The 24,444-nt window shown below is 69.3% G+C and carries 22 protein-coding genes and 1 tRNA gene; 5 read left to right on the top strand and 18 right to left on the bottom strand.

What is annotated here, in order from left to right:
• Nucleotides 1-17: 17 nt before the first annotated feature.
• The 5 genes from JJL56_RS09770 to rplU all read right to left on the bottom strand — a co-directional run bounded on the left by JJL56_RS09770 (nt 18) and on the right by rplU (nt 3,855).
• Nucleotides 18-701 (bottom strand): HAD-IA family hydrolase, encoded by a 684-nt coding sequence (locus JJL56_RS09770; protein ID WP_200485037.1) that lies wholly within the window; start codon nt 699-701, stop codon nt 18-20.
• Nucleotides 698-1,915: a glutamate 5-kinase gene (gene proB, locus JJL56_RS09765; RefSeq protein WP_247891004.1), complete on the bottom strand. Its 1,218-nt coding sequence runs from the start codon at nt 1,913-1,915 to the stop codon at nt 698-700. Before proB ends, JJL56_RS09770 begins: the two co-directional genes overlap by 4 nt.
• Nucleotides 1,839-3,077 (bottom strand): GTPase ObgE, encoded by a 1,239-nt coding sequence (obgE, locus tag JJL56_RS09760; RefSeq protein ID WP_145625069.1) that lies wholly within the window; start codon nt 3,075-3,077, stop codon nt 1,839-1,841. The genes proB and obgE overlap by 77 nt, the downstream gene beginning before the upstream one ends.
• A 148-nt stretch (nt 3,078-3,225) precedes the next feature.
• Nucleotides 3,226-3,504, bottom strand: a complete 279-nt coding sequence (gene rpmA / locus JJL56_RS09755) for a 50S ribosomal protein L27 (protein ID WP_145625067.1) — start codon at nt 3,502-3,504, stop codon at nt 3,226-3,228.
• 33 nt (nt 3,505-3,537) lie between these two features.
• Entirely contained in the window at nt 3,538-3,855 is a 318-nt protein-coding gene (rplU, locus tag JJL56_RS09750) for a 50S ribosomal protein L21 (protein ID WP_145625065.1), read from the bottom strand.
• 209 nt (nt 3,856-4,064) lie between these two features.
• On the opposite strand from rplU, the gene JJL56_RS09745 reads away from it, so the two are divergent.
• Nucleotides 4,065-4,154 (top strand) — tRNA-Ser (locus tag JJL56_RS09745).
• A gap of 66 nt (nt 4,155-4,220) precedes the next feature.
• Here JJL56_RS09745 and JJL56_RS09740 read toward each other — a convergent pair.
• The 6 genes from JJL56_RS09740 to JJL56_RS09715 all read right to left on the bottom strand — a co-directional run bounded on the left by JJL56_RS09740 (nt 4,221) and on the right by JJL56_RS09715 (nt 10,635).
• Nucleotides 4,221-5,063, bottom strand: a complete 843-nt coding sequence (locus tag JJL56_RS09740; protein ID WP_200485036.1) for an alpha/beta hydrolase — start codon at nt 5,061-5,063, stop codon at nt 4,221-4,223.
• Nucleotides 5,053-5,754: an ABC transporter ATP-binding protein gene (locus JJL56_RS09735; protein ID WP_145625061.1), complete on the bottom strand. Its 702-nt coding sequence runs from the start codon at nt 5,752-5,754 to the stop codon at nt 5,053-5,055. The genes JJL56_RS09740 and JJL56_RS09735 overlap by 11 nt, the downstream gene beginning before the upstream one ends.
• Nucleotides 5,754-6,512 carry an ABC transporter ATP-binding protein gene (locus tag JJL56_RS09730; protein ID WP_345772561.1) on the bottom strand — a complete coding sequence of 253 codons (759 nt, stop codon included), beginning with the start codon at nt 6,510-6,512 and terminating at the stop codon, nt 5,754-5,756. Before JJL56_RS09730 ends, JJL56_RS09735 begins: the two co-directional genes overlap by 1 nt.
• Nucleotides 6,509-7,528: a branched-chain amino acid ABC transporter permease gene (locus tag JJL56_RS09725; protein ID WP_200485034.1), complete on the bottom strand. Its 1,020-nt coding sequence runs from the start codon at nt 7,526-7,528 to the stop codon at nt 6,509-6,511. The genes JJL56_RS09730 and JJL56_RS09725 overlap by 4 nt, the downstream gene beginning before the upstream one ends.
• 119 nt (nt 7,529-7,647) lie before the next feature.
• Nucleotides 7,648-9,009, bottom strand: coding sequence for a nucleotidyl cyclase domain-containing protein (locus JJL56_RS33035; protein WP_247891003.1), 1,362 nt, complete (start codon nt 9,007-9,009; stop codon nt 7,648-7,650).
• Nucleotides 9,010-9,204: 195 nt separating this feature from the next.
• A complete protein-coding gene (locus JJL56_RS09715; protein ID WP_200485033.1) occupies nt 9,205-10,635 on the bottom strand; it encodes a hypothetical protein in 1,431 nt (476 codons plus the stop codon).
• Between the two features lie 268 nt (nt 10,636-10,903).
• On the opposite strand from JJL56_RS09715, the gene queC reads away from it, so the two are divergent.
• Nucleotides 10,904-11,599, top strand: coding sequence for a 7-cyano-7-deazaguanine synthase QueC (gene queC / locus JJL56_RS09710; RefSeq protein WP_145625054.1), 696 nt, complete (start codon nt 10,904-10,906; stop codon nt 11,597-11,599).
• 9 nt (nt 11,600-11,608) lie between these two features.
• On the opposite strand, the gene JJL56_RS09705 is transcribed toward queC, so the two are convergent.
• From JJL56_RS09705 to JJL56_RS09690, 4 genes are all read right to left on the bottom strand, one after another.
• Nucleotides 11,609-12,523, bottom strand: coding sequence for a branched-chain amino acid ABC transporter permease (locus tag JJL56_RS09705; RefSeq protein WP_145625052.1), 915 nt, complete (start codon nt 12,521-12,523; stop codon nt 11,609-11,611).
• Nucleotides 12,524-12,545: 22 nt separating this feature from the next.
• A complete protein-coding gene (locus tag JJL56_RS09700) occupies nt 12,546-13,712 on the bottom strand; it encodes an ABC transporter substrate-binding protein (RefSeq protein WP_200485032.1) in 1,167 nt (388 codons plus the stop codon).
• A 51-nt stretch (nt 13,713-13,763) separates the two neighbouring features.
• Nucleotides 13,764-14,414 (bottom strand): elongation factor P hydroxylase, encoded by a 651-nt coding sequence (locus JJL56_RS09695; RefSeq protein ID WP_200485031.1) that lies wholly within the window; start codon nt 14,412-14,414, stop codon nt 13,764-13,766.
• A gap of 118 nt (nt 14,415-14,532) precedes the next feature.
• A complete protein-coding gene (locus tag JJL56_RS09690) occupies nt 14,533-16,542 on the bottom strand; it encodes a HAMP domain-containing methyl-accepting chemotaxis protein (RefSeq protein WP_200485030.1) in 2,010 nt (669 codons plus the stop codon).
• Between the two features lie 401 nt (nt 16,543-16,943).
• On the opposite strand from JJL56_RS09690, the gene JJL56_RS09685 reads away from it, so the two are divergent.
• The 3 genes from JJL56_RS09685 (at nt 16,944) to JJL56_RS09675 (ending at nt 21,133) form a co-directional block, all read left to right on the top strand.
• On the top strand, nt 16,944-18,095 hold the full coding sequence (locus JJL56_RS09685; RefSeq protein ID WP_200485029.1) for a glycosyltransferase family 2 protein: 1,152 nt from the start codon (nt 16,944-16,946) through the stop codon (nt 18,093-18,095).
• On the top strand, nt 18,092-19,783 hold the full coding sequence (locus JJL56_RS09680; RefSeq protein ID WP_145625041.1) for a glycosyltransferase family 39 protein: 1,692 nt from the start codon (nt 18,092-18,094) through the stop codon (nt 19,781-19,783). The genes JJL56_RS09685 and JJL56_RS09680 overlap by 4 nt, the downstream gene beginning before the upstream one ends.
• 195 nt (nt 19,784-19,978) lie before the next feature.
• Entirely contained in the window at nt 19,979-21,133 is a 1,155-nt protein-coding gene (locus JJL56_RS09675; RefSeq protein ID WP_247889385.1) for a serine hydrolase domain-containing protein, read from the top strand.
• 27 nt (nt 21,134-21,160) lie between these two features.
• Here JJL56_RS09675 and JJL56_RS09670 read toward each other — a convergent pair whose 3' ends face one another.
• The 3 genes from JJL56_RS09670 to JJL56_RS09660 form a co-directional block, all read right to left on the bottom strand.
• Nucleotides 21,161-21,580 (bottom strand): nuclear transport factor 2 family protein, encoded by a 420-nt coding sequence (locus JJL56_RS09670; protein WP_145625038.1) that lies wholly within the window; start codon nt 21,578-21,580, stop codon nt 21,161-21,163.
• Between the two features lie 120 nt (nt 21,581-21,700).
• The gene (locus tag JJL56_RS09665) at nt 21,701-22,684 is read right to left on the bottom strand and encodes a hypothetical protein (RefSeq protein ID WP_200485028.1); all 984 of its coding nucleotides are present in this window, start codon (nt 22,682-22,684) and stop codon (nt 21,701-21,703) included.
• Between the two features lie 127 nt (nt 22,685-22,811).
• Nucleotides 22,812-24,392, bottom strand: coding sequence for an FAD-dependent oxidoreductase (locus tag JJL56_RS09660; protein ID WP_200485027.1), 1,581 nt, complete (start codon nt 24,390-24,392; stop codon nt 22,812-22,814).
• Nucleotides 24,393-24,444: the final 52 nt, after the last annotated feature.

Raw genomic sequence — 24,444 nt, 5'->3', positions numbered from 1 at the left:
CGAGGGGGCGGCGGCGGTCAGTCCGCCGCCATGCGCTCCGCGAGGCCGCACAGGCTGTCCCAGTCCAGCGCCGCCGGGTCCGCCACCACATGGTCGGCGGCCTCGAACAGCAGGTCGGCGTGCTGGGGCCAGGCGATGGTCAGCATTCCCGCCGCCTTGGCGGCGCGGGCACCGGTCGGGCTGTCCTCGATCACCGCGCAGGCCGTGGGCGGCACGCCGAGGCGGTCGGCGGCGGTCAGGTAGGGCTCGGGGTCCGGCTTGCCCTTGCTCACGTCGTCGCGGCTGAGGCCGAACAGGAAATGCGGGCTGCCCATGTGGCGCAGGTTGGCCTCCACCACCCGGCGCCCGCTGTTCGACACGCAGGCCTGCAACAGCCCCCGCTCCGCGAAGGCGTCGACCAGCGCCAGGGCGCCGGCCCGCGCCTCGACCTCGGCGATGCGCTCCAGATAGAGGTCGGTGATGGCGTCCGCCCATTCCCGGAAAGTCAGGGCCATGGGCCGGGCGGCGTGCAGCCGGGCGTACAGCTCGGGGAAGGCGACGCCCAGCGTGGCCGCGTAATCCGTGTCGGACAGGGCATGGCCGTGCAGCCGGCAGACCGCGATGGTGGCGCGCTGGTGCCAGGGCTCGCTGTCCAGCAGCGTGCCGTCGATGTCCCACAGGATGGCCTGGAGGGGCGGGCGGGCCAGGATCGAACGGCTCACCGCACCACCAGATCGTCGCGGTGGATCATCTCGTCGCGGCCCCGGTAGCCGAGGATCTCCTCGATCTCGTGGCTCTTGCGGCCGGCGATGCGGCGGGCGTCCTCGGCGGCGTAGGCGGTCAGGCCGCGCGCCACCTCGCGCCCGTCCGGCGCCTTCACCACCACCACGTCGCCGCGCTCGAAGTCACCCTCCACACCGCGCACCCCGGCGGGCAGCAGGCTGGCCCCACGGGCGAGCGCCGACAGGGCGCCGGCGTCCACGGTCAGCGCGCCGTGGGCGTTCAGGTTGCCGCCGATCCACGCCTTGCGGGCGGAGGAGGGGGAGGCGGCGGGCAGGAACCACGTGCACAGCGCGCCGCCCTGCTCGGGCCGCTGCTCCAGCGCGGCCAGCGGATTCATGCGCTTGCCCTTGGCGATGACCATGCGGCAGCCGGCGGCCAGCGCCACGCGCGCGGCGACGATCTTGGTCACCATGCCGCCGGAGCTGTAGCCGGGCGGCGGCTCGCCTGCCATGTTCTCGATGTCGGAGGTCAGTTCCTGGACGACCGGGATGTGCCGGGCGTCGGGGTCCTTGCGCGGGTCGGCGGTGTAGAGGCCGTCGATGTCCGACAGCAGGACCAGCGTGTCGGCGCTGATCATCTGGGCGACGCGGGCCGCCAGACGGTCGTTGTCGCCGAAGCGGATCTCCGCGGTGGCGACCGTGTCGTTCTCGTTGATGACCGGGACGGCGCCCAGCTTCAGCAGCGTGTCGATGGTGGCGCGGCCGTTGAGGTGGCGGCGGCGCTCCTCGGTGTCCTCCAGAGTCACCAGCACCTGGGCGACGGTCAGCCCGTGGCGGGCCAGAGTCTCCTGATAGGCGGCGGCGAGCCGGATCTGGCCGGTGGCGGCGGCGGCCTGCTTCTCCTCCAGCCGCAGGGCGCGCCCGACGAGGCCGAGATGCTCGCGCCCGCAGGCGACGGCGCCGGAGGTGACGATCACCACCTCCTGCCCGCGCTTGCGGCAGGCGGCCACATCGTCGGCCAGCGCGTCCAGCCACTCGCGGCGCATCCGACCGGTGGCGCTGTCGACGAGCAGGGCTGAGCCGATCTTGACGACCAGCCGCCGCGCGTCGAGCAATGTGGGGAGCAGGGAGGGGGTATCAGCCTTTGGCGTTGTCGCCGCGGTCGTCGCCGTCGTCGCTGTGTTCGGTGTCGTCACCGTCATCGTCGCCTTCATCGTCCCAGTCGTCCCCGTCCTCGTCGGAGTCGCTGTCCGGCTCGTCGGGGAGATCGTCGTACTCGCCCGTCTCCTCGTTCCAGCCCGCATACTCGTCGTCCATCTTCCGGCCGACCGGGGGCCGGGGGATGGAGCGCGTGACCGGGGCCTGGATGACGTCGGGCTCCTCTTCCTTGGACTGTTTGATGAGCGTGAGCAAGCGGTAAAGCACGGCCTGGACGCCCTGGCCGGTGGCGCCGGACAGAACCATGACCTCCGCGCCCGACGCCGCTTCCAGCGCGGCCTTCTTCTCCGCGATCTCCTCGTCGAGCAGGGCGTCGGCCTTGTTCAGGCCGATGATCTCCAGCTTGTCGGCGAGGTTGCCGCCATAGGCGATCAGCTCGTTGCGGATGGTGGTGTAGGACTGCACCACATCCTCCGCCGTGCCGTCGATCAGATGGAGCAGCACGCGGGTGCGCTCCACATGGCCGAGGAAGCGGTCGCCCAGCCCATGCCCCTCGTGGGCGCCTTCGATCAGGCCGGGGATGTCGGCGATGACGAATTCCTCGTCGCCAGCGCGGACGACGCCCAGATTGGGGGCCAGCGTGGTGAAGGGGTAATCGGCGATCTTCGGGCGCGCCGCCGTCGTCGCGGCCAGGAAGGTGGACTTGCCGGCGTTGGGCAGGCCGAGCAGCCCGGTGTCGGCGATCAGCTTCAGCCGCAGCCAGACCCAGCGCTCCTCGCCCGGCCAGCCGGGGTGGGACTTGCGCGGGGCGCGGTTGGTCGGGGTCTTGTAATGGGCATTGCCGAATCCGCCGTCGCCGCCCTTCAGGAAGACGACGCGCTGGCCGGGCTCCGTAAGGTCGAGCAGCACGGTCTCCTGATCCTCGTCCAGGATCTGGGTGCCGACGGGCACGCGCAGGACCACATCGTCGCCCCTGGCGCCGTTGCGGTTGGCGCCCATGCCGTGGTTGCCGCGCTGCGCCTTGAAATGCTGCTTGTATCGGTAGTCGATCAGCGTGTTGAGGCCGTTCACGACCTCGATCACGACGTCGCCGCCACGGCCGCCGGTGCCGCCGTCCGGTCCGCCATATTCGATGAACTTCTCGCGGCGGAAGGCGATGGCGCCGGGGCCGCCGTCGCCGCTTTTCAGATACACCTTGGCTTGATCGAGGAACTTCATCGGGGACCGTGCCGGCCAATCTACCGTTTGCGCACCGTCCTCCAACCGTGGGAAGGGGGGCGGTGACCACCACATCAACAAAAGAAAATCGGGGGCCGGTTGCCCGAACCCCCGATTTATCCCATCACACCGTACGGGCCGGACGAGATTACTCGGCCGCGACCGCCGGGACCTCCGCCGCCAGGATGGCGACGTAGGTGCGCCCCTGGGCGCTGCGCTTGAAGGCCACGGTGCCGTTCGCCTTGGCGAACAGGGTGTGGTCCTTGCCGATGCCGACGTTCTCACCAGGGTGGAACTTCGTGCCGCGCTGGCGGACGATGATGTTGCCGGCGACGACGTTCTCGCCACCGAAACGCTTCACGCCGAGGCGGCGGCCAGCGGAATCGCGGCCGTTGCGCGAGGAGCCGCCTGCTTTTTTATGGGCCATGGGGAGTTACTCCTGTGACTGGTCGGCGGCCGTTCAGGCGGCGCCGTTGATCCCGGTGATGCGCAGGACGGTCAGGTCCTGGCGGTGGCCGTTCTTGCGGCGGTAGTTCTGGCGGCGCTTCTTCTTGAAGACGATGATCTTCGGACCGCGATCCTGGGCGACGATCTCGGCGGTCACAGCGGCGCCGGCAACCGTCGGGGTGCCAAGGGTGGTGCTGCTGCCATCGCTGACCATCAGCACGTCGTTGAGCGTGATGGAAGCGCCGGCCTCGGCCTCGAGCTTCTCAACGCGGATCACGTCGCCATTGGCGACCTTGTACTGCTTGCCGCCGGTGCGGATCACTGCAAACATCGTCGTCACTGCCTATCTCAAAACAAACGGAAGGGCCGCTCGCCCACCGTTTGAGGTGCAAGCCCGTTCGTGAGAGCGGGGATTTAACTGATGGGCCACCGGGAGTCAACAGGCATGGTGGCATTTTCCCGTTCATTTTCCTGCAAACAAGGGCTTGCATCCCCAAAAGCTTTTGGGTAGGTTCCGCGCCACCCCGGAAACGGGGCAGCGGATGGGTGGCAGAGCGGTTGAATGCACCGCACTCGAAATGCGGCATACCCGCGAGGGTATCGGGAGTTCGAATCTCCCCCCATCCGCCACTCTCATTCGAGCGAACGCTCAAGAAAAAAGCCTTCCCAACCGGGAAGGCTTTTTTGTTTCCAGGCTCAGGCGCTCCGGATCATCTCCAGCGCCGCTTCGAACAGCGCGCTGCCCGGTTCGGCGAAGCGGTCCACCACGCTGAAATGGTCGGCGCCCGGCTCCACGATCTCCCGCACCGCGTTGCCCTGCGCGGCCCAGGCCAGGGCGTAGTCGGCCTGCTGGCGGTGCATCGCGTCGGTCTCAAGGCCGCCCAGCGCCGGCATCAGCAGCGGGGCCAGTGCGGGAACGGCGTGGATCGGGCTCAGCCGCCGCGCCGAGTCGGGATCGAGCCGCAGCTGCTCGTTCACCTCGAAGCCGAGCATCGGCTCCAGGTCGTAGATGCCGCTGATCGGAATGCCGCCGGCCACGCGGTCGCGATTCTCCGAGACGAGCTTGGCCGTCAGGTGGCCGCCCGCCGAATGGCCGGACACCACCACCCGCCGCGGATCGCCGCCGAAGCTGGCTGCGTTGGCGATCACCCAGTCCAGCCCGGCCTGGGCGTGGCCGCACAGTTCGTCCATCGTCACGTCCGGGCACAGGCCGTAGCCGAGCAGGACGACCGCCACCCCGCGCTCCACATAGGGCGCGGCGATGAAGGAGTGCAGGTCCTTCGACAGGGCCCGCCAGTAGCCGCCATGGATGAAGACCAGCACCGGCGCGCCCTCTCCGGCGAGGAAGACGTCGGCGCGCTGGCGCGGGTGCGGGCCGGTGGGGACGTCGTAGCGTCCGCCGAGCCGGGCGCGCACCGCCTCGCTCTCCGCCTGCCAGCGGGCGAAATAGGCCGGGTGCTCCGGCACCAGCTTGCGGAAATTGTACTGGCGGTCGATCTCGGCGGCGGTCATGCCGGAAAACAGGGGGTCAGACGCCAAGATATCGCTCCTTCAACGTGGGGTCGGCGAGCAGGGCGGCGGAACTGCCGGACCACACCAGCCGTCCCTTCTCGATGACGTGATGGCGGTCGGCCAGGGCGGCGAGGGCGTGCACGTTCTTGTCCACCACCAGGATCGCCTGCCCCTCGCCCTTCAGGCGGGCGAGGCAGTCCCAGATCTCCTGCCGGACCAGCGGGGCCAGCCCCTCCGTCGCCTCGTCGAGGATCAGCAGCTTCGGGTTGGTCATCAGGGCGCGCCCGACGGCGAGCATCTGCTGCTCCCCGCCCGACAGGTTGCGGGCGAGGTTGCCGGCGCGCTCGGCCAGCCGGGGGAACAGGGCGTGCACACGCTCCACCGTCCAGGGATCGCGCCGCGCGAAGCGGTTGGCGGCGGTGGCGATCAGGTTCTCGCGCACGGTCAGGGTGGGGAAGACCTGCCGCCCCTCCGGCACTAGGGCGATGCCGGCGCGCGCGATGCGGTGCGGCGGCCGGCCAGCGATCTCCGTGCCCTCGAAGGCGATCGAGCCGCCGGTCGGCGCCACGAGGCCCATGATGGCCTTGATGGTCGTGGTCTTGCCCATGCCGTTGCGGCCCATCAGGGTCACCGCCTCTCCGGCGTTGACGGACAGCTCCATGCCGAACAGCGCCTGGCTGGAGCCGTAGGCGGCGGTCAGGTCGGCGACGCGCAGCATCAGACGACCTCCAGCTCGTCGCCGAGATAGGCTTCGCGCACCGCCGGGTCGTTGCGGATCTCGGCCGGGGTGCCGCTGGCGAGGTCCTTGCCGCGCACCAGAACGGTGATGCGGTCGGCCAGCGCGAAGACGGCGTCCATGTCATGCTCCACCAGCAGGATCGTCACGCCGCCCTTCAGCTCTTGCAGAAGCTCGACCATGCGGGCGGAGTCCTCCGGCCCCATGCCGGCCATCGGCTCGTCGAGCAGCAGCAGGCGTGGACCGGTGGCCAGGGCCATCGCCAGTTCGAGTTGCCGCTTCTCGCCATGGGCCAGGGCGTCGGCGCGGGTGTCGGCCCGCGCGCCCAGCCCCACCCGCTCCAGCACGGCGCGGGCGGGGTCGCTCAGCCGCCGGTCGCGCCCGGCGTCGCGCCAGAAGCGGAAGCTGTGCCCGGCGTGGGCCTGCACCGCCAGCGCCACGTTGTCGAGCGCGGTGAAGCTGGGGAAGATCGAGGTAATCTGGAAGCTGCGCGCCAGCCCGCGCTGTGCCCGCTTGTGCACGGGCAGGCGGGTCACGTCGCGCCCGTCGAACAGGATGGTCCCGGAATCGGGAGTCAGCTCCCCCGACAGCTGGCCGATCAGGGTGGTCTTGCCGGCCCCGTTCGGGCCGATCAGGGCGTGCAGTTCCCCCTCCGCGACGGACAGCGAGAGGCCGTCGGTGGCGGCCAGACCGCCGAAGCGCTTGACCAGCGAGTTTGTGCTCAGCAGGGGACGGCTCACGGGCGCCTCCCCGCGACGACGCCCCACAGCCCCTTGCGGGCGTACAGCACCAGAAGAATCAGCACCGGCCCCAGCACGATCTTCCAATGCTCGCCCAGCCCGGCGTGGGCGAGGTCCATCAGCTCCGGCACGAACTCCTCCAGCAGCAGCAGCGCGGCGGCGCCCAGCACCGGGCCGATCAGCGTGCCGATGCCGCCCAGCACAACCATCACGATCAGGTCGCCGGAACGGCTCCAATGCAGGTACTGCGGCCCGACGAACATGGTGGCGTTGGCAAGCAGCGCCCCGGCCAGCCCGGCCAGCGCCCCGGCGATGACGAAGGCGACGAGCTTGTAGCGGGTGACCGGGTAGCCGAGCGCGGCCATCCGCCGCTCGTTGTCCTTGGCGCCGCGGATCACCCGCCCGAAGCGGGAGTTGACCAGCCGCCAGCCCAGTGCCAGCGCCGCCACCAGAAGCCCCAGCACCACGTAATAGAAGGTGGTGTGGTCGGCGATGTTCAGCGGGGCGGGCAGGGTGGAGCGGCTCCACAGCGCGATGCCGTCGTCCCCGCCATAGGCCTTCAGCCCGGTCATCAGGTAGAACAGCATCTGGGCGAAGGCCAGCGTGATCATGATGAAGGGCACGCCGGTGGTGCGCAGCGAGATCGCCCCCACCGGCAGCGCCGCCAGCGCCCCGGCCAGCATGGCCAGCGGCCAGACGATCAGCCCGTTCACCGTGCCGGGAAAGCCGAACAGCGTCGATCCGTCCGACTGGTGGGCGAACAGGATGCCGACGGCATAGCCGCCGATCCCGACGAAGGCGGCGTGGCCGAAGCTGACCATCCCGCCGAAGCCCAGGATCAGGTCGAGGCTGACCGCCGCCAGGGCGAAGACCAGGATGCGCGTCGCCAGCCGCACGTAGAAGGGTTCTCCCATCCAATGGGCGACGGTGGGCAGCGCCAGTGCGACGGCCAGCAGGATCAGCAGGGCGATGCGGGGACGGGTGAGCAGGGCGGTTCGGGGCGCGGTCGGAGGCATGGAGGGCCGGAAAAGAGGGGTGGTCAACCAATCGGCAGGCCAATCGGTAGGCCCGTCTTTTCGCACAGATGGGCGGGCTTGAACACAAAAGGTCGCGCCGACAGCGCGTGCCCGCCCGCTTAGCCCCAGGGCGCGCCGTGGTGGCGGCGGCGCCGCGACCGCTGGAGGAGCTGGCGTTCGGTGCAGCGCTTCATATGCTCCGGCACCTCCGAATCCTCACCGACGATGGGACCGCTCAGATAGGCGGCGCCCGCGGCCTCCGCAGCCTCCAGCTCCACCGGGGTGCGCACGCCGTCCACATAGGCGAACATGCCGAACTTGCGCGGGCCGGGGCAGAAGGTCTGCACCCGCTCCAGGATGTGCGGCTCGTCCTCCCGCCCGTCCAGCCGCAGCCCGACCCCCTTGACGCCGGCGGTGGCGTAGACCGACAGGTCGCCCGCGTCGTCGTGCAGGATGACCATGGCGGCGCGGGCGAAGGGGCGCAGCATCGCCACGATCTCCGCCAGCCGGCCGTAGGGAACGCCGGTCGGCAGCCCGTCCAGTTCGAAGGCGAGGAAGGGCATCAGCACGCGCGGGATCATCCGGCAGGCCTGGATGTATTCCCGCCGCCGCCGGCTGGAGGCGAGCGTGCCGAAATGGACGGGGATGGTCTGGGCGTAGCGGAATTTGTTGGCGTACAGCTCGTTGTAGGTGCTGACGGCCAAGCTCAGCGTCTCCATGTCCAGGTCAAAGACCGCCTCCTCGCGCTCCGGGTCGAAGGCGTCCATGCAGTTCAGATAGCGGGCGGTGTCCGCGTCGGTGCGGCAGCAGTAGGTGGACACCACCTTGTGCTTCACGTCGAAGACCGGACGGAACAGCACCTTGGGCCGAAGCTGCGGCGTGACGTTGTCCGCCGGCATCTCGGTCCAGTGCGTGCGCCGCGCCTCCACCGCGGGAACGGCGGCGTCGGTTGGCGGGGGGGAGGCCGCGGCGGTGCCTTCCGGGCCATGGACGGCGTCCTTGAGCAGGTCGGCCAGCCGCGCGGTGTCCAGGGCGACTCCGCCGCCGACATCGACCACCGCGGTCTTGACGGTGATGCGCCGCGTGTCGGCGTGGCCCAGCAACGCCTGGTGCAGACTTTCCATCACCTTGCTGCAGGTCAGCTGCGCCGACCTCCGGTCGGCCTGGGCGAAGACGATGATGTAGTGGTTCTCACCATAGCGGAACCAGACGTCGCGCGGCGACAGCACCTTCTTGAGCATGCGCTCGGTGTAGACGTGCACCCGCTCGTTCACGCTCTCCCAGCGGTCACCCAACTCTTTCCGGATTTCGTCGAGACCGATCAGGTGAACGGACCCCGCGGTGATCGTCTGGCCGTGCGACAGGATCTGCCGGGCGCGCTCCTTGAAGGACTCGTCGATGGACTGGGTGGAGGACGGAGTTGGGCCGTCATCCTGTTCCAGTGGAACACAGTCCGGACCGGAGGGATGGTGTGAAACCATGGCCGAGCTTCCCTTTCCGGTTGTGGGGAGCGCGAACCCAAAGGCAGGGCAGCCGCCTGGAATGGGTGCGAACATGAATGGATCGACTGCACAACCAGGATGATCCTTTCGCACTTGCTAATGGGTTAACGGAGACGTCGCGCCGGCTTCTGCAGACGATCTATGCGAAAAGGAGCGCGTCTCTGCCGAACCCGCTTATGCCGACTTGCGCCGTGCTTTTACTCTGGCCCTCATCAGCATTTGCCTTTCGGTGCAACGCCGCATGTGTTCGGGAACGTCGGAATCCTTGCCGACCACGGCGCCACCGATATAGGCCGCCCCGGCTTCGATCGCGGCCTGGAATTGCTCGACGTTCCGGACGCCGTCCAGATAGGCGAACAGGCCATGCTTGCGCGGGGCAGGGCAGAAGGCGTTGATCTTGTCGATGCAGCGCTGGTCGCCGTCCCGGAAATCCATGGACAGCCCCACCCCCTTGACGCCGGCGTTGGCATAGACCGCGATGTCGGTGGTGTATTCCCGCAGGATGACGATGGCGGCGCGGCCGAAGGGGCGCAGCATGGTGACCATCTCGGCCAGCCTCCCGTTGGGAATGCCCTGCGGAAGCCCTTCAAACTCGAAGGCCAGGAAGGGGATCAAGTAATTGGGGATCATCCGGCACGACTGGAGATACTCCCGCCGCCGCCGCGCCGAGGCAAGGGTTTCGAAGTGGACTGGAATGGTCTGGGCGTAACGGAATTTGTTCTTGTACAGTTCATTGTAGGTGCTGATGGCGTGGCACAGGGTTTCCATGTCGTAATCGAAAATGGCTTCTTCCTGCAGGACGTCGTCCAGCGTGATCTGGTTGATGTGACGGCAGGTGTGGAGATCCGGACGGCAGGTGTAGGTGGAGATCACCTTGTTCTTCACATCGTAGACCGGACGGAACAGCACCTTCGGCTGCAGCGACGGTTCGCCGTTGTCGAGGGCGAAACCGGCCAGCGAGGGCCGCCGCCGCTCCTCGGCCTGCGGCTGGGCGGCCGGCTGGGCAGTTGGCTGGGCCGTCCTTGGCTGGGCCGTCGGGTCGGTGCGATCCGCCTGGCGCTCCGGCTGGCCGGCGGCCCGGTGGAGCAGATCGTCCAGGCGGGCGCTGCCGATGGCGATGCTGCCGTCGATTTCCATCAGGGCGGTCTTGACGGTGATCTGGCTGGTGTCGCTGTGGCCGAGCAGCGTCTGATGGAGGGTTTCGACGATCTTGCCGCAAATCAGTTGGGCGGCCTTTATGTCGGCATGGGCGAACACGATGATGAACTGGGCTTCCCCATGCCGGAACCACACATCCTGCGGGGACAGCATCTTTTCGAGCAGGCGGCCCGTGTAGTCCCGCACCCGTTCCTTCACGGTCTCCCACCGTTTGCCCAGATGGTCCCGGATGTCTTCCAGACCGATCAGATGAACGGCGCCGGCGGTGACGGTCCTTCCGCTGGAAAGGATATCGCGGGCTCTGTCTCGAAAGGCCGCGTCGTTCAGATGGCAGGACGACCGGCACTCCGCTGCCTTCGTGGCGCTGGTGCAGTGGGAAGTGGGGCCGGAGCAGGTGGATTCGGCAGGCCCTTCCTGGACGGAGGGGGGCGAATGGATTGCATTCACGGCAATAGCTCCCTTGCGACCGGCATAAGCCTGTGTGCCGGTATGCTTCCGCCTTCTGAATGTTTGTCGTCTTAACAACAATGTTACAGGGAAATTGCCGAAGAGTTAACAGCTGCGGGGATTCTGGAGCGGTGCGGAGGGGCTTCGGCGGCTGGCCCCTGTAGGCGGGCTACCACGAGCGGCCCTGCACAAGCGGCCATGGCCGTTGACCCGCCGGCTGGACGGGATTATGCCGGGCCGGCCGGGGGCATGGGGAAAGGGCAAGGACATGAACGCAAGGAACGCGGTGGTGCTGGTCAGCGGCGGGCTGGATTCCACGACGGTGCTGGCGATCGCCCGGGACCAGGGCTACCGGCTGAACGCGCTCAGCTTCCGCTACGGCCAGCGCCACGCGGTGGAGCTGGAAGCGGCCAGGCGCGTCGCCGCGGCCATGGCGGTGGACCGTCACGTCATCGCCGACATCGATCTGCGGGCCTTCGGCGGCTCGGCCCTGACCGACGCCATCGCCGTGCCCAAGCACGCCAGCGCGGCGGATCTGGGGACGGGCATCCCGGTGACCTACGTCCCGGCGCGCAACACGGTGTTCCTGTCCTTCGCGCTGGCCTGGGCGGAGACGCTGCAGGCGTCGGACATCTTCATCGGCGTGAACGCGCTGGACTATTCCGGCTATCCGGACTGCCGCCCCGAATACATCGCCGCCTTCGAGGCCATGGCGAACCTCGCCACCAAGGCGGGGGTCGAGGGCACCAGCCGGTTCACGATCCACGCCCCGCTGATGACGCTCGACAAGGCGGGCATCATCCGCCGCGGGCTGGAGCTGGGCGTGGATTACGGCCTGACCCACTCCTGCTACGACCCGGCGCCCGACGGCACCGCCTGCGGGTCCTGCGACAGCTGCCTGCTGCGGCTGAAGGGCTTCCAGGAGGCCGGGCTGGCCGACCCGGTGGCTTATGGCGGGGCGTGACACACGCCGTCAATGGGCGGGGAACAGCCCCTTTGGCTTGATCGCCAGAACCACCGCCATCAGCACGTAGATCGCCATGGAGGCCAAAGCCGCCCCGGCGGCGCTGGCGTTGGCGGCGTCCATCACCAGACGGAAGGCGGCGGGCAGCAGGGCGCGGCCCAGCGTGTCCACCATGCCGACCAGCAGGGCGCCGGCCAGCGCCCCGCGGATCGAGCCGATGCCGCCGATCACGATGACCACGAAGGTCAGGATCAGGATCTGCTCGCCCATGCCGACCTGCACGGCCAGCACCGGCCCGGCCATCGCGCCGGCCAGCCCGGCCAGCCCGCAGCCCAGCGCGAAGACCAGCCCGAACAACCGCCGGACGTCCACCCCCAGCGCCATCACCATCTCGCGGTTGGTGGCCCCGGCGCGGATCAGCATGCCGACCCGCGTGCGGGCGATCAGCAGCCACAGGAACACCGCCACGGCGATGCCGACGGCGAGGATCGCCAGCCGGAAGGCCGGATATTTCAGTCCGAACAGGTCCACCGTCCCGGCCAGCGCCGCCGGCGGGTTCAGGAAGATGGGGACCGGGCCGAAGACGATCTTCACCAGCTCGTTGAAGAACAGGATCAGCCCGAAGGTCGCCAGCACCTGGTCGAGATGATCGCGGCGGTAGAGCGTGCGCAGAGCCACCGCCTCCACCACCAGCCCCAGCAGCGCCGTCAGCAGCACCGCCGCCGCCAGCGCCAGGGGGAAGCTGTCCAGCACCGGGACCAGCGCCGCCGTCAGGTAGGCGCCGACCATGTAGAAGGTGCCGTGGGCGAGGTTGATGAGGTCCATGATGCCGAAGACGAGCGTCAGTCCGGCGGCCATCAGGAACAGCATCACCCCGAGCTGAAGCCCGTTCAGACCCTGTTCGACGAGGAGGAGCGCGTCCATTCTCCGGCGTCCTGGCTGCGCCTCACTTCATCGGGCAGTCTTTGACATAGGCGTCGGCGTGGTTGGTGAAGACCGTGGCGACGGTCTTGTTGGTCACCGCACCGTCCGCACCCTTCACCACCTCGCGCAGGTAGATGTTGTGGATCGGGTAGTGGTTGGTGTTGAAGGCCACCTCGCCGCGCAGACTCTGCAGCTTGGCCGAGGCCAGCGCGGCGCGCAGCTTGTCCTTGTCCTTCAGGTTGCCGCCGACCGCCTTCACCGCCGTGTCGATCAGCAGCGCCGTGTCGTAGCCCTGGGCGGCGTACATGGACGGGATGCGCCCGTACTTGGCCTTGAAGTCGGCGACGAACTTCCTGTTGGCGGCGTTGTCGAGGTCGGGGCTCCACTGCGCCGAGTTCTTCACGCCGAGCGCGGACTCGCCGACCGCCGCCAGGATGTCCTGGTCGAAGGAGAAGCCGGGGCCGAACAGCGGCACCGCACCCTTCAGCCCGGCCTGCTCATACTGCTTGATGAAGTTGATGCCCATGCCGCCGGGGTAGAAGACGTAGACGGCGTCCGGCGCCGCGGCCTTGAGCTGCGCCAACTCCGCCGCGTAGTCGAGCTGCCCGACCTGGGTGTAGACCTCGCCCGCGACCTCGCCCTTGTAGTAGCGCTTGAAGCCGGCCAGACCGTCCTTGCCCGCCGGGTAGTTGGGGGCCATCAGATAGACCTTCTTGAAGCCCTCGTCCTGGACATGCTTGCCCACGGCCTCGTGGATCTGGTCGTTCTGGTAGGCGGCGTTGAAGAAGTACGGGTTGCACTGCGCGCCCGCCAGCTGCGACGGGCCGGCGTTGGGGCTGATGAAGAAGGTCTGCCCGCCGGCCAGCGTCGGCAGCATCGCCAGCGCGAGGTTCGACCAGACCACGCCGGTCACCACCTGCACGCGGTCGCGCTCGACCATGCGGTTGGCGAGGCCGACGGCGACGTCCGGCTTCTGCTGGTCGTCCGCCTCGATGACCTGGGTGTCCTGCCCGCCCAGCTTGCCGCCCGCATGCTCCACCGCCAGCGCGAAGCCGTCGCGGATGTCGATGCCCAGACCCGCGCCGGGGCCGGACAGGGTGGTGATCATGCCGATCTTCAGCGTGTCCGCCGCCGCCGGGGTGGCGAGCAGGGCCAGCGCGGAGGCCAGCGTAAGCAGGTTGCGGGTCATGACGGTCCAGCCTCCAGGGGTATTATGATTGATTTATAGGCAGTGCAAATTTCAGGCAGCCCGCATCCGTTCGTCTGCCCGCTGGTCCGCCCAGGCGCGCGCCGTGGACGGGCGGCCCTCGGCGTCGATCAGGCCGCGGGTGAAGAGTTCCTCGACATGGCGGATGAAGAAGGCGGCGGTGCTCTCCCGCTCCCAGCGCTCCATCCAGTTCTGCTCCAGGAAGGCGAGGATCGCCGGCTGGCCCAGCTCGGCCTCCCACAGCACGCCGAGGAGGGAGGTCTGCTGCTCCTCGTGCATGCAGTCCTCGAAGGTCAGCTTCTGCTGGCTGCGCGCCTCCTTGCGCAGCGTCGTCTCCGGCCCCGGCCCCAGGCCGAAGTCGTAGAGCGCGCGGCGCTCGGGCGCCGCGACCAGCCAGTGGGCCACCTCATGCACGATGACGGTCGATTCCACGTCGGTGCGGATGACCTCGCCGTCCCACATGAAGGAGGCGTTCGGCGGCTCGTCCAGCGTGCCGATGCCGTGGGCATGGGCAAGCCGCACCGCTTCGGCGCGCTGCTCCGGCGTGTCGACGCCGCCGGGCACCGGCCATGTCGCGGCGATGCGCCGGAAGGCGGCGAGGGGCAGGGGCTTGCCGGCCAGCAGGCGTTCGAAGGTCGCCAGAGCCTCCGGCATCGTCTCGGCCGGGATCGGGGTCAGGATCATGATGGGAAAAGCAGTCCGGGGTGCGCAACGACCCCTATTTGCCCAACAGGTCCGGCGCGGCGCAAGAAAAACCCCTCTTCCATCGCAATCCGATGGAAGAGGGGTGAAGAAGAGACCGTCAGGCGGCCCGCATGTCGGTCAGGAAGCGGGAGACGAATCCGCGCAGCCCCTCCGCCTCGCCGGTCAGCCCGTCGGCGGCGTCGAGCACCTGGCGGGAGGCGTCGCCGGTGGCTTCCGCCGCCTGGGTCACCCCGGCGATGTTGCCGGACACCTCCTGCGTGCCGCGGGCGGCCTGCTGAACGTTGCGGCTGATCTCCTGGGTGGCCGCACCCTGCTCCTCGACCGCGGCGGCGATGGTGGTGGAGATGTGGCTGATCTCGCCGATCACGCGGCCGATCTCGGCGATGGCCCCGGCGGCCTCGCGGCTGACCTGCTGGATGCCGGCGATCTGGCCGGAGATGTCCTCGGTCGCCTTGGCGGTCTGGTTGGCGAGGCTCTTGACCTCCGACGCCACGACGGCGAAGCCCTTGCCGGCCTCGCCCGCGCGGGCCGCCTCGATGGTGGCGTTGAGCGCCAGCAGGTTGGTCTGGCTGGCGATGTCGTTGATGAGCTGCACCACCTCGCCGATGCGCTGGGCGGCGTCGACCAGACCGCGCACGGTGGCGTCGGTCCGCTCGGCGGTGTTGACCGCCTGCCCGGCGATGCTGTTGCTCTGGGCGACCTGCCGGCTGATCTCCTGGATCGAGCTGGAGAGCTCCTCCGCGGCGGCGGCGACGGTCTCCACGTTGGCGGTCGCCTGGGTGGAGGCGGCGGCGACGGCGCTGGCCTGCCGGGTGGTCTGCTCGGCGGTGGCCGACATGCCCTGGGCCGTGCTGTTGAGCTGGGTGGCGGCGGAGGAGACGCGGGACAGCACCTCCATCACCATGCGGTCGAACTCGCGGGTCAGGGCGTCGATGCGCTCCGACCGCTCGCGGCGGGTCTCATGCTCGGCGGCCTGCGCGGCGGCCATGCGGTCGGCCTCGATCAGGCTGTGCTTGAAGACCTCGACGGCCTTGGCCATGCCGCCGATCTCGTCGCCGCGGCCCAGGCCGGGCACGTCAACCCGGCGGTCGCCGCCGGCCAGACGGGTCATGGTGTCGGTCATCGAGACGATGGGCCGCGACAGGCCGCGCCCGATCAGCAGGGCGGAGATCAGCCCGAGCAGGACGGCGACCGCGGCGGCGGCGGTGGTCATCGTCCGGGCGCGGTCGATGTTCTCCGTGGCGGTGGTGCCGAGCGCCGCCTGCTGGCGGGCGCTGGCGTCGCGCAGCTGCTCGACCCGCGCGTTGACGGTCGGGCCGAGCGTCTCCAGCACCTGCGAGACCAGCTCGTCGCGCTTGGTGGTGGCGACGACCACCTTCTCGAACTGGGTGGCGAAGACGCGCTGGTAGGCCAGGAAGGAGGAGGCGCCCCGCCGCCGCTCCAGCTCGGTCAGCTTGGCGAGCATCGCGTTGCCGCGCTCGCGGGCGCTCTGAAGCTCCTTGCGGAAGCTGTCGGCTCTGTCCGCCATGCCGTCGGTCAGGAAGCGGTTGGCGGTGTTGCGGGCGGCGAGGAAGTGGCGGGCGGCCATGCCCGCCTGATAGGCGGCCTCGGTGTCGCCGTCCGCGTAGGCGCTGTCCATGACGCTGCTCAGCGCCTTCTCCATCTTGATCCCGAGATCGAGAAGCTCCGCCGACGCCTCGTTGCGGGTCGCCTGGAACTCCATGATGCGGGCGAAGGCCTCGCGGTACTGGCCCAGCTCATCGTCCATCTGGGTCACCGTGCGGTTCAGGGTCGGCTCGGTGAACAGCGTCTTGGCCTCGTCGATCCGCCCGTCGAGATCCGCGGCCAGCGAGTCCACCGTGTGGGCGGCCTCCTCGCTGCCGGTCAGCAGGAAGGTCTTGGCCTGGAGCTGGACCTCCAGCATCGTCGCCTGGATGCGCCCGACCTCCGTGGTCTGGCGGGCCAGCGTCTGATAGGTCGCGAAGCCGTCCTTCGCGCCCGTCAGTGCGTACACCCCGACGCCGCCGATGGCGACCAGGAAGAGGAGAACCCCGGCGTTCGCCGCCGTGATCTTGGTGCCGACCCGCAGATGGTTGAACAGGCTCATGGTCGGGAAAACTCCGGATGAGGCTGAATGGTTTAGATACAGAACATGGCAGTGTCCGCTTACCAATTCATTAAGTGTGCCAACTGGCTTGCGGTCCCCGAAAACGGGCATGTGGCCCCTCCGCGCACGCTTGGGGATGTCCTTATCCTTCCGGGTTCTGGCGGTTTCGCGGGGGCTTGGAATATTTGTCCTGCCCGCGGCGTTAGCCCACAGCGACGGGCCGTTCCGGCGCCGGCTCCAGCGGCGTGCTGGTCACGGCTTAGGCCGTGGATGGTCACAATAGAGGCGTTTTGCTCATCCCCATGTATCGTGCTATACGCCAAAGGGCGAAGCGCCCCGCCGGGGACGCCTGCCTGGACCCCTCCGACCCGGCTCGTGATGATCTGACCCAACGGCCGGCCATGTCCCTGACCGACGCGCCCACTCTGGCGCCTTCTCCCAACACCGTTCCCCGCCCCGCCCTTGGCCCAGGCGACGCCGCTTCCGCTTCGAAGCCGTCGCGCTCCGCCCGCACGAAGCGGGGGCGCCTGTCGGTGGTGATCCCCTTCTACAACGAAGCCCCCAACATCGCGGCGCTGTTCGAACGGTTGGTGCCCGTGCTCGACCGGCTGGACGCGGAGTGGGAGGTGGTCTGCGTCAACGACGGCAGCCGCGACGACACGCTCGACCGCCTGCTGGACGTCCATGACGCCGACCCGCGGATCAAGGTGGTCGACCTGTCGCGCAACTTCGGAAAGGAGCTGGCCCTGTCGGCCGGGCTGCGCCACACCACCGGCGACGCCGTGGTGCCGATGGACGCCGACCTCCAGCACCCGCCGGAGCTGCTGCCGCAATTCCTCGCCAAATGGCGCGAGGGCTACGACGTGGTCGTCGCCGTGCGCCACGCGCGGGTGGGGCAGAGCCTGAGGCACCGGATGTTCGCCCGCGCCTTCTACTGGATCTTCGACAACCTGTCGGAGGTCAAGCTGCCGCGCGAGGTCGGCGACTTCCGGCTGATGGACCGTCGGGTGGTCGACGTCATCAACCGCATGCCGGAACGCACCCGCTTCATGAAGGGCATCTTCGCCTGGGTCGGTTTCCGTCAGGCGAGCATCCCCTACGAGCAGGGGGAGCGCGCGGGTGGCGACACCAAATGGGGCTTCCTGAAGCTGCTCAGCCTGTCCTTCGACGGTCTGACCGCCTTCTCCACCTTCCCGCTGCGGGTGTGGAGTCTGGTGGGTATGGCGATCTCCGGCTTCGCCTTCGTCTACATCCTGCTGCGCCTGCTGCGCACCCTGATCTACGGCATCGACGTGCCCGGCTATGAATCGCTGCTGGCGGCGGTGCTGTTCATGGGCGGTATCCAGCTCGTCACGCTGGGGGTCATCGGCGACTATCTCGGCCGCGTCTTCAACGAGGTGAAGGGGCGCCCCCTCTACATCGTCCGTTCCGCGCACGGCTTCGAGGACGAGGCCGCGGCTCCGGCATCCAATCCAGGGGCCAATCCAGGGGCCAATCCGGGGGCCAATGCAGGCGCTTGGCGCCAGCCCGGAAGCGAGGACCGCCGTTCATGAGCCTGATGCCGCCGATCGGCCTGAATCCCCTCGGGGCGACGCCCCCGGCGGGCGCCCTGACGCAACGCCGCGCCGGGGCCCTGTGGGACGACATGGCGCGCGCGCTTCTGCTGTGCCTGATCATCCTCGCCGCGCTGACCTTCCGGAACTACGGGATCAGCACCGACGAGGAGGTGCAGCACATCTACGGCAAGAAGCTGCTGTCCTTCTACCTGTCCGGCTTCACCGACCGGTCGGCCTTCCATTTCAAGGACCTGTACCTGTATGGCGGGCTGTTCGATCTGGTGACCGCCCTGGTGGTCCCGATCTCGCCGTTCGAGGAGTACGAGACGCGCCACCTGCTCTGCGCGCTGGTCGGGGTGCTGGGCATCGCCGGCTGCTGGCGCTACGCCCGGCTGCTGGCCGGGCCGCGGGCGGGCTTCCTGGCGGCGGCGCTGCTGGCGCTGTCCGGCGTCTATTACGGCGCCATGTTCAACAACACCAAGGACGTGCCCTTCGCCGCGGGCATGGTGTGGACGCTCTATTTCGCCACCCGCATTATCGGGCAGATGCCGGCCCCGCGCCGCAGCGCGGTGCTGAAATTCGGGCTGGCGCTGGGCCTGACCCTGTCGATCCGGGTGGGCGCGGTGCTGGCCGGCTTCTACCTTGCGGTGGCGCTGGCGCTCTATGTGGTGCTGGTGGCGTGGCGGGGCGGGCTGCGGCCGGCGTTCGGCGTCGTCCGTCGTTCGGTGCCGCCCCTGCTGCCGGCCATTCCCCTGGCCTACGCGGTGATGGCGCTGTTCTGGCCCTGGGCGGTGCAGAAGCCGCTGAACCCGCTGGAGGCGCTGCGCGTCGTTTCGCACTTCCCCATCGACATCCAGACGCTGTTCATGGGGCAGATGGTCAGCTCCGCCGCCCCGCCGGCGCTCTACCTGCCGGTCTATCTGGGGGTGAAGCTGCCGGAGGCGGTCCTGCTGGGCACCCTGGCCGCGGTGGTGCTGGCCGCCCTGTGGGTGGTGCGCGGCGGCTGGCGGAGCGTGGACGGCGCCTTCGGCGCGGTGCGCTGGGTGCCGCTGGCGCTGGCGGCCTTCCTGCCGGTGATCCTGTTCATGCTGATGCGCCCGTCCGTCTACAACGGCATCCGCCATTTCCTGTTCGTGGCGCCGCCGATGGCGGTGCTGGCCGGCATCGCCCTCGACCGGCTGTGGAGCGGGGCCGAGGCGCTGGGGCGGCGTACGGGACAGGCGTACGGGGCGGCGGCCATCGCGGTGGCCGTGCTGTACGCGTGGCAGCTCGGCGCCATGCACCCGAACCAGTACGTCTACTACAACCAGTTCGCCGGCGGGCTGAAGGGCGCCGAGGGCCGGTTCGAGCTGGATTACTGGGGCAACTCCCAGCATGAGGCGCTGGCCGAGCTGATCGATCTGGTGGAGCGCGAGAACGGCGGCAAGGCGCCGCCGCGCCAGTACACCCTGTCGGTCTGCGGCAACACGCTGGCCGTACGCTTCGAGCTGCCGCCCTGGCTGAAGCTGGTCAACGGCACCGGGCTGGACTGGCGCAAGGCCGATTTCTTCATGGCCTTCACCCAGGTCAAGCAGTGCCCCAGCCTGCTGGGCGGCCAGCCGATCATCGAGATCGCCGCCGACGACGTGCCCCTGACCATCGTGAAGGACCGCCGCCCGCCGCTGGCGGAAATTCCCACCGAGTAGAAATTGGCCGAGTAAATTTCGGCCGGGTGGGCTGGACCTTACCGGTCTAACCCGCCCGGCGCGGCCTGCTCCGTTGGCGTGATGTCCGTCCGCGGGCGTACCGGCGGGCGGGGCCGCTTCCCATTCTCCCCTCAGCGCGCCCATTCCGCGCGCCGATGACGGAGGCTGGGGATGCGGGGGCCGGTGCTCGGTGTCGTGTCGTTTCTTGCGCTCACCGTCTGGGCGACGGCCCCGGCCCCGGCGGACGCGGTGGCCCCGGACCGTCTGGGCGAGGCGGTGACGGCGCTGGCCGACCGCCGTCTGGCCGAGGCGGGGGCGGGCAGCATCGTCGTCGGGGTGATCCGCGACGGGCGCAGCCTCGTCATCGGGCGTGGCGACAGCGGACGGCCCGACGGCGGCCCGCCGGACGGGCGCACCCTGTTCCAGATCGCCTCGCTGACCAAGCCCTTCACCGGCACCATCCTGGCGGAGCTGATCCGCGCCGGACGAGTCGCCCCGACCGATCCGCTGGCCCGCCATCTGCCCAAGCCGGTCCACGCCCCGGACTTCGACGGCACGCCGATCCGCCTGCTCGACCTCGCCACCCACACGGCGGGGCTGCCCAACGTGCCGGAAACGCCGCGCTTCTCCTGGAGCCGGCTGGAGGACCCGCGCAACCCCTACAAGCCGTTGACGCGGGAGGAGGTGGGGGCGTGGCTGTCCGGCTTTAGCCTGACGGTGCCGCCGGGCACGCGCTTCCGCTACTCCAACGTCGGCATGGCGGTGCTGGGGGAGGCGCTGTCCACCGCTTCCGGCATTCCGTACGAAACGCTGTTGAAGAGAGTGGTCACCGACCGCTTCGGGATGACCGACACCACCCTGTCGCCCAACGCCGGGCAGCGAGCCCGCAAGGCGGTGGGCCACGCCCGCGGGCAGGTGGTGCCCGATTGGGAGGCGCCGGCCATGCAGCCCTCCTTCGGCCTCTACTCCACCGCCGACGACCTGCTGCGCTGGCTGCGCGCCAACATGGGCGACTGCACCGGCTTGGGAAAGGCCGCCTGCGACGGCGAGACCGCCGCGACGCTGGCGCTCGCCCAGTCGGTGCAGGTGGATGGGCGGGCGCTGCGCGATCCGGGGGCGCTGGGGCAGGGGGCGATGGCGCTGGGTTGGTTCGTCGCCTGGGCGGCGGACGGCACGCCGATCCTCTGGCATTCCGGGTCCACCGGCGGCTTCAACGCCTACATCGCCTTTTCACGCGCCCACCGTTGGGCCGCGGTGGCGCTGACCAACAGCGACCCCGAGCGCGTCACCGCCGACCGTGTGGTGGGCGACCTGATCTGGCATCTGGAGAACGCGGCGGACCGTCGGTGAAGGTGCGGCTGTCGAAACTGGCCGCGGTCAGTGGAGAAGGCCGCCGGGTGGAAGGCGGTCGGAAGGGGTCAGGACCTGCGAGGCCGGCTCGGCCACCGGCCCGGCCTGATGGTGGGCCAGCCGCCATTCGCCGTCCTCGCGCGCGAAGAGGTTGGTCGCGACCAGGAGGGTGTCCCCCACGATCTCCTCGCACAGGACGACCGCGGTGTCGCCGTACAGACTGACGCGTTCGTTGCGCGCCTGCACCGCCGGGCCGCGGGGGGCACGCAGCACGTCCTGCCAGCTCGACACCACCGCCTCCCGGCCGAACAGGATCGTCCAGCCGGGATGGATGCAGGACACGGGCAGGCGGGAGGCCCACAGCCGGTCCATGGCGGGAAAGTCACGCGCGGTGAATGCCTGATAGAAAGCCCGGTTCGCGGCCAGCACGGCGTTGCGGTCGGTCATGGGGAAGCGAATCTCCGATACATCGAAAGCCGCTTCTATACAGGGAGCCGGCTCAACGGCAAGCATCGGCCCCCTTTATCACAGCCCATACCGCCCCCTGCGGGCACGAACCGCGCTTTGTCACGCCTTGATGTCCACCTTCTGGGACGTGTCCGCCGCGGCGCCGGTCTTGGCGCTGCTGCCGTCGGTCAGGCCGGCGATCGGCTGCGACAGGTCCAGGTTCAGGTGCATCACGCCATCGGCGCTCTTGGTCGGGGTCAGGGCGCCAAGGCCGCTCATCCCGCCCTTCGCGGCCATGCCGTTCAGCTTCTCCAGGACGCCTTTGATCTCGTCGTCGCTGAAACCCTCGGAGCGGACGATCATGCCGGTGGCCTTGCCGGACACCTTGGTCGTGGCGGCGGAGAACATGGCGCTGCCCGAACCGTCCGCGTTCAGCGTGGCCGACAGGCCGCGGTCCTCACGGGTGAAGTCGAGGGTGGACTTGGCGAAGGAGATGCGGACCGACTTGTCGCCGTCCTGGATGGTCAACTCCATGCCGCGGGATTCGATGGACCACTGCGACCGGGCTTCCTCCATGCTCATGCCCATCTGGCTGAAATCCATGGACTTCAGCTTGTCCTTCATGGTGCTGCCGAAATCGCCGACGGCGCCCTTCACGTCGTCGTCCGACATGCCCAGCCCGCCGAGCAGGCTGCCGAGGTCGCCGGCCATGTTGTCGATGGCCTTCTCGAACAGGCCGGCGAGCCCCTTGGACTGCTCCAGGGCGTTGCTCATGATCCGCTCGGCTTCCTTGGCCCGGTCGGCCATGGCCTGGGCGCCGGTCTTGCCGCCGCCGGCCGCGTCGCCCGCAGCACCGGCGTTCGCGCCGTCGGCGCCCGCCGCGGCGGGTTTCTTGCCCGACAGGTTGTCGAGCAGGTTTTCCATCGACTGGCTGATCGTGTAGGCCGGGCTGGCGCTTTTCGCGGGGGCCGCGGCGTCGGTCGTGGCGGCGGCGGCCTTGGCGCCGTCCGCGGCCTTGCTCTCGGTTGCCTTCTTGGCGTTGTTCGCCTGTTGCAGGACCGTACTGGTCGTCCCTGTCGGTCCGGACATTTCCGAGTAATACATCGCCGCCTCCCGCGCGTGATCGTTTCGCCGTAAGGGTATGATCGTACCGGAGTCCTTTACCACAGGTTAATTCGTCGCAGGGCTCCTGCAACGCCCGGTCGAAACCCTTCGGTTTCGAAGGATTTTATCAGTTTTTGCTTGCGGAGTCCTCCACGGGCGCGAGGGGTTGGGTGGCCGGGCCGTTCAGAACCGTCCCATCCACCGCGAAGCGGGAGCCGTGGCAGGGGCAGTCCCAGCTCCGCTCGCCGGGATTCCAGCGCACCACGCATTTCAGATGGGGGCAGATGGCGGAGCGGCGGTGCAGCGCCCCCGACTCGTCGCGGAAGACGGCGACGGGCCAGACGCCCGACTTCAGCACCGCGCCCTGTCCGGGTTGGATGCGGTCCTCGCCCTCCAGTTCCGGCCCCTGGACGTAGGGCAGGAAGTGGCGGGCCACGTCCAGGTTCTCCAGCAGATAGGTGCCGAGCGTGCTGGTCATCTTGCGGCCGGGATCATAGAGCGCGGCCCAGGGGCTGCCGCTGCCGTGGATCAGCTCGCACAGGACCAGCCCGGCGATGGTGCCGTGGGTCATGCCCATGCCGCTGTCGCCGGTCGCCACGAAGACCCGCCCGCCATAGGCCGGGTCGGGGCCGATGAAGGCCAGCCCGTCGAAGGGCTCCATCACCTGCCCGGACCAGCGGTGCCCGACCGCCCCGGCCTGGGGGAAATGCGCGCGTGTCCAGGCTTCCAGCGCGGCCCAGCGCTCCGCCATGTCGCGGGCCTCGCCGGTCTTGTGATCTTCGCCGCCGACGATCAGCCGGTCGTGGTCGGCCTCCGGCTGGAGCCGCACATAGTGATAGGTGTCGAGCGTGTCCCAATAGAGGGCGTCGGGCACGCTGCCCTTCGGAACCCGGACGGAAATGGCGTAGGTGCGGTAGGGTGCCTGCTTGGAATGGATGGCGAAGCGGTCGCTGATCGGGGAGTTGGTGGCGACGACCACCGCTGCGGCCTCGATCAACGCATGGTCCGGCCCGGCCTCGACGCGCACGCACTCCCCGTCCTGCCGGACCGTGGAGACATGAGCCCCGGTGGCCAGCGCGCCGCCGCGCGCCAGGAAGGCGCGGGTCAGCCCGGCCAGATAGTCCAGCGCTTGAATCCGCGCCTGCCGCGGGAAGCGCAGGCAGGGGCCGGGATGCCGGATGGGCGGGGCGTCCAGCCGCTCGACATCGTCCAGTCCGGCGCGGCGGGCGGCGTCGCGCTCGCGGTCCAGGGTGGCTGGGTCCTGCCCCGGCGCCAGCATCAGATAGCCGTCGATCCGGGCGAAGCCGCAGTCGATGCCTTCCTCACGGGCGATCCGCTCGATGGTGTCGATGGCGGCGCCGTGGCTGTCCGCCGCCATGCGGGCGCCGGACTCGCTGTGCAGCCGTTCGATCTCGGTAAAGCGGTCGTCGATGACGTTGGAGAGATGCGCCGTGGTCCGCCCGGTTTCGCCGCCGCCGGGCGGCCCGTTGTCCAGCAGCAGAACCGACTTGCCGGAACGCTGGAGCAGGTAGGCCGTGGTGACCCCGGCGATGCCAGCCCCGACGACGATCACGTCGGGTGATGGGTTGGGCCGCAGGGCGCCCAGCGCCGCGGCGGTGGGGGCGACCGTCCCGGCGGGCATCGCCGCCCCGCCGCGATCCATCCAGACGGAGGTCGTGGCCCCGGAACCCTGCCCGGACTTTTGCATGACCGGTCATCCTTCTGTTGGAATCCTGTCCTTTCGGCAACACAGCTTGCGG

This window comes from Azospirillum aestuarii (assembly GCF_016632405.1).
Lineage (GTDB): Bacteria > Pseudomonadota > Alphaproteobacteria > Azospirillales > Azospirillaceae > Azospirillum > Azospirillum aestuarii.
The sequence above is the reverse complement of the archived record's forward strand: the minus strand, read 5'-3'. Positions and strand labels throughout refer to the sequence as shown.